Origin of the sequence: Micromonospora echinofusca (assembly GCF_017614955.1) — a bacterium.
Classification (GTDB): Bacteria; Actinomycetota; Actinomycetes; order Mycobacteriales; family Micromonosporaceae; genus Micromonospora; species Micromonospora echinofusca_A.
Genome location: NZ_WVUH01000446.1, coordinates 1 through 4,930, shown reverse-complemented (window position 1 = coordinate 4,930; position 4,930 = coordinate 1). Strand labels below are relative to the sequence as shown.

Sequence of the window (4,930 nt, the reverse complement as noted above, 5' to 3'; positions counted from 1 at the left end):
CTTGACCGCCGCCACCACCCTGCGACGCAAATCCTCCTGCGCCGCAGGGGAAAGCGACCGCGTATCACGCACCACAACACCCATACACACCCAACGATCACGGCATGTTTGGGCTACTGCTCAATAACACTCCTGTCGGCACCCCTGTCGACGCCCTGGTCGACGCCCCTGCGGGCCCCCTCCGCCGGCTCGGCCGGGTCGACCGGCGTTCCCGCTGGTACCGGGGTGGGATCGTCGACTGGCTGGTCCGGCCCGGTCCTTACACTGCTGGGATGGTCGAGAGCAGCGAATCCGGGCCGGCACCCGCAGCGGTACGGCGCGCACTGCGCCGGGCCGCGGACGGCCGGGCGCTGGACACCGGTGAGGCCGTGACGCTGCTCGGTGCCCGGGGTGCGGATCTCGACGAGCTGTGCCGGGTCGCCGGGGCGATCCGGGACCACGGGCTCTGGGACGCGGGCCGCCCCGGCGTGGTGACGTTCTCCAAGAAGGTCTTCATCCCGTTGACCCGGCTCTGCCGGGACCGGTGCCACTACTGCACCTTCGCCACGGTGCCGCACCGGCTGCCGGCAGCCTTCCTCGACACCGACGAGGTGCTGGCGATCGCCCGCGCCGGTGCCGCCCAGGGCTGCAAGGAGGCCCTGTTCACCCTCGGTGACCGGCCGGAGGAGCGCTGGCCGGCGGCGCGTACCTGGCTCGACGAGCGGGGCTATTCGTCCACGGTGGACTATCTGCGGGCCTGTGCGGTCGCCGTGCTGGAGGAGACGGGTCTGCTGCCGCACCTCAACCCGGGCGTGCTCGACTGGTCGGAGTTGCAGCGGCTCAAGCCGGTCGCCCCGAGCATGGGGATGATGCTGGAGACCACGGCCACCCGGCTGTGGTCGGAGCCGGGCGGCCCGCACCACGGTTCGCCGGACAAGGAGCCGGCGGTCCGGCTGCGGGTCCTCGACGACGCCGGGCGGGTCGGGGTGCCCTTCACCACCGGCATCCTGATCGGCATCGGCGAGACCTCCGCCGAGCGGGTCGACTCGATCTTCGCGATCCGCCGGGCGCACCGGGAGTACGGCCACATCCAGGAAGTCATCGTGCAGAACTTCCGGGCCAAGCCGGACACCGCCATGCGCGGCATGCCCGACGCCGAGCTGCACGATCTCGCCGCGACGGTGGCGGTGGCGCGCATCCTGCTCGGTCCGGGGGTACGCATCCAGGCCCCGCCGAACCTCATCGAGGGGGAGTTCGACCTCCTGCTGCGGGCCGGGATCGACGACTGGGGCGGGGTCTCCCCGGTCACCCCGGACCACGTCAACCCGGAGCGGCCCTGGCCGCACCTCGACGAGCTGGCCCGGCGTACCGCTGCGGCCGGCTTCACCCTGCGCGAACGGCTGACCATCTACCCGGCGTACGTGCAGCGGGGTGAGCCGTGGCTCGATCCGCGTCTGGCGGGGCACGTCGCGGCGCTCGCCGACCCGGACACCGGGCTGGCGGTCTCCGCAGCCCGGCCGGTGGGCCGGCGCTGGCAGGAACCGGAGGACGGGTTCGTGCCGGGTGGCCGGACGGACCTGCACGTGACCATCGACACCGCCGGGCGCAGCACCGACCGGCGGGGTGACTTCGACAGCGTCTACGGCGACTGGGCCACGGTGGCCGCCCGGATCACGGTCCCGGCCGGCACGTCACCCGGTGTCCCGGCTGCCCGGGCTGATGGCCTGACCGCTGAGCCCGTCGTCCCGGCTGCCCGGGCTGATGGCCTGACCGCTGAGCCCGTCGTCCAGGCTGCCCGGACCGATGGCCCGACCGGCGGGGCAACCGGTCCGGCCGCCGGGCCCGCCCTGCCGGTGGGGCAGCCGGTCGTCGGGGGTGGATCCGGCGACGCCGAGCTGCGGGCCGGGCTACGGTTGGCGGCCGACGATCCGGCGGCGTTGCTCGATCCCCGGAACGAGGCGGCGGCGCTGGCGCTCTTCGCCGCCGACGGTGCCGCGCTGGAGGAGGTCTGCCGGCTGGCCGACGACGTCCGCCGGGACACCGTCGGCGACGACGTGACGTACGTCGTCAACCGCAACATCAACTTCTCCAACGTCTGCTACGTCGGCTGCCGGTTCTGCGCCTTCGCCCAGCGGGAGCGGGACGCGGACGCGTACCGGCTCTCGGTGGAGCAGGTCGCCGACCGGGCCGAGGAGGCATGGCGGGCCGGTGCGACCGAGGTCTGCATGCAGGGGGGCATCGACCCGAAGTTGCCGGTGTCGGTCTATCCGGAACTGGTCCGGGCGATCAAGCGCCGGGTGCCGGAGATGCACGTGCACGCCTTCTCCCCGATGGAGATCGTCACGGCGGCGGCGAAGGCGGGGGTGGGCGTCCGGGAGTGGCTGACCGAGTTGCGGGACGCCGGGCTGGACACCATCCCGGGTACCGCCGCCGAGATCCTCGACGACGAGGTCCGCTGGGTGCTGACCAAGGGCAAACTGCCCACCGCCGCCTGGGTGGAGGTGGTCAGCACCGCGCACGACCTGGGGATCCGGTCCAGCTCGACCATGATGTACGGCCACGTCGACCACCCGGGACAGTGGTTGGCGCACTTCCGGGTGCTCGCCGGGGTGCAGGACACCACCGGCGGGTTCACCGAGTTCGTGGCGCTGCCGTTCGTCCACACGAACGCGCCGATCTATCTCGCCGGCATCGCCCGACCCGGCCCGACCTGGCGGGAGAACCGGGTGGTGCACGCGATGGCCCGGCTGCTGCTGCACGGCCGGATCGCCAACATCCAGTGCTCCTGGGTGAAGCTGGGTGACGAGGGGACCGTGGTGATGCTGCGGGGCGGCTGCAACGACCTGGGCGGCACCCTGATGGAGGAGACCATCTCGCGGATGGCCGGTTCGGCGAACGGTTCCGCGCGTACCGAGGAGCAGCTGCGCCGGATCGCGGTGGCGGCCGGTCGGCCGGCCCGGCAGCGGACCACCGCCTACCGCCGGGCCGGCTGACCCCTCCCGTCCGGCGACCCTCCACAGCGGACGGTGGGACCGTCCCGTCTGGTGGCACCCGCGCCGTTCCGGCACTGTCGGGTACCCGACGGAGCTGGCTCTGTCGTCGGGTACCCGACGGTTGTCGCCGGTTGGTGGAGGCGCGGTCCGCTGGGTGGCCGGCCAGGGGCGTTCGTCTGCTCGTTGGGCGTGGTGCGGGGGATCGGGTTAACCTGTCCGGGCCGGGGTTTCTGATCTTGATGGGGCGAGGTCCGGTGCCGGGTGCGCGGCTTTCCATAACCCGCGCCACGCCGAATTCCGAGGCGACTCGCCGGTCGGGCGTTACCCAGGTGGGGTCTGAATCGATAGGGCAGGTTGCGGGGCCGGGTGGTTCAGGTGGGCCGTCCGGGCGCGTCGGAAGGGTGACTCCGTTTACCAGGTTCGGCTTGACGACGCACGCATTACACGCGTGTAATTTCAATGGGGTCGTTCGCCCGGAGCGCATCAATTTGTCACCGGACGGACAAAACGCGCCTTCCGCGTGGGGGGTTGCAGCGGCGCCGATGCCGCTGCGCGATAAGGAGGCATCTGATGGACGGCCGACTTGAGGTGGCCGACCTGCTCGGAAACGCCCCGGAGTGGCAGGAGCGGGCGCTCTGCTCGCAGACCGACCCCGAGGCGTTCTTCCCCGAGAAGGGCGGCTCGACCCGCGAGGCGAAGCGGATCTGCTCGCGTTGCGAGGTCAAGGCCGAGTGCCTGGAGTACGCGCTCGGTCACGACGAGAGGTTCGGGATCTGGGGCGGGCTCTCGGAGCGGGAGCGGCGCAAGTTGAAGCGGCGCGTCGTCGCCTGAGCGGTACGCACCAGCGGCACGGGTGGGGCGGTGGGGGCCGCCCGGTCCCGTTCCCGACCCGCCGTCGAGCAGGCGCCCGGAAAGGGCTCCGGCCCGCCGGACCGTCAGGCGAGGACCCGCCGGACCGTCAGGCGAGTTCGTCGGGATCGACGCCGAGCAGATTGGCCACCTGCTCGATGATCACGTCGTGGACGAGGTCGGCCAGATCCTCCCGGTCCATGGCCCGGAACTCCAGCGGGCGGCGGTACAGCACGATCCGGGGCGGCACCTCCTGCCGACCCGGCCGCCCGGGCAGCAGCCGGGCGAGCGGCACCTCGCCGTCCTCCAGGACGTCGGAGTCGTAGACGTTCAGGTCCGGCGGGACGTCCTCCACGGCGAACTCGACCCCGGCCAGTTCCTTGGCGAAGCGTCGCTCCAGGGTCTCCACCGTGTCCAGCACCAGGTCGTCGAAGACCTCCGCCTTCGTGCGGGCCAGCGGCACGGTGGCCGGCACCAGTCGACCGCGCAGGCCGCGGCCGTGCCGGTCCCGATGCCCACGGCGCCCCGGTGCCGGTCGGCGGTGTTCCGGACTTGTCATGGTGCACAGGGTATCCCCACCCGCTCGGCCTGCGCTTTTCCCCGGTCGGACCACGCCGGGTGGCACCCTCCCGGTGGACCCGCCGCCCGGTACGCCGGACCCGTCGATCAGGTCGGCCGAATTGTGATCACGGCTACGGGCGTGTCGCGCCGCCAAGCGGTGCGGCGGACCCGGTAATGGAGATACCCTGCGCCCGTGAGGTCACCACGGCGCTGCTCCCGAAACGGCTGCCCCCGGCAAGCGGTCGCCACGCTGACCTATGTCTATAACGAGTCGACCGCGGTGGTGGGCCCGCTGGCGGCCTTCGCCGAGCCGCACACCTACGACCTCTGCGAGCCGCACGCCCGTAACCTGACCGCCCCACGCGGCTGGGACGTGGTCCGGCACGAGGGGGAGTTCGAGCCACCGCCGCCCACCACGGACGACCTGGTGGCGCTCGCCGAGGCGGTCCGGGAGGCGGCGCGTCCGGCCCCCCGTCCGCCGTCCGAGGACGAATCCCACCTGCCGTCCGGTCAGCAGACCGGGCGCCGTGGCCATCTCCGGGTCATCC

Annotated in this window: 4 protein-coding genes; 3 read left to right on the top strand and 1 reads right to left on the bottom strand. The window is 72.4% G+C overall.

The window, feature by feature from the left end:
* The first annotated feature begins 272 nt into the window (after positions 1-272).
* A complete protein-coding gene (locus GSF22_RS30545; RefSeq protein WP_208817379.1) occupies positions 273-2,972 on the top strand; it encodes a bifunctional FO biosynthesis protein CofGH in 2,700 nt (899 codons plus the stop codon).
* A 570-nt stretch (positions 2,973-3,542) separates the two neighbouring features.
* Entirely contained in the window at positions 3,543-3,803 is a 261-nt protein-coding gene (locus GSF22_RS30540) for a WhiB family transcriptional regulator (RefSeq protein ID WP_208817378.1), read from the top strand.
* A 127-nt stretch (positions 3,804-3,930) separates the two neighbouring features.
* Here the strand turns inward: GSF22_RS30540 and GSF22_RS30535 are convergent, their stop codons facing one another.
* A complete protein-coding gene (locus GSF22_RS30535; protein WP_208817377.1) occupies positions 3,931-4,380 on the bottom strand; it encodes a metallopeptidase family protein in 450 nt (149 codons plus the stop codon).
* A 195-nt stretch (positions 4,381-4,575) separates the two neighbouring features.
* Between GSF22_RS30535 and GSF22_RS30530 the strand changes: the two genes are divergently transcribed.
* A partial coding sequence (locus GSF22_RS30530; RefSeq protein ID WP_208817376.1) for a DUF3499 domain-containing protein occupies positions 4,576-4,930 on the top strand: 355 nt, incomplete at its 3' end.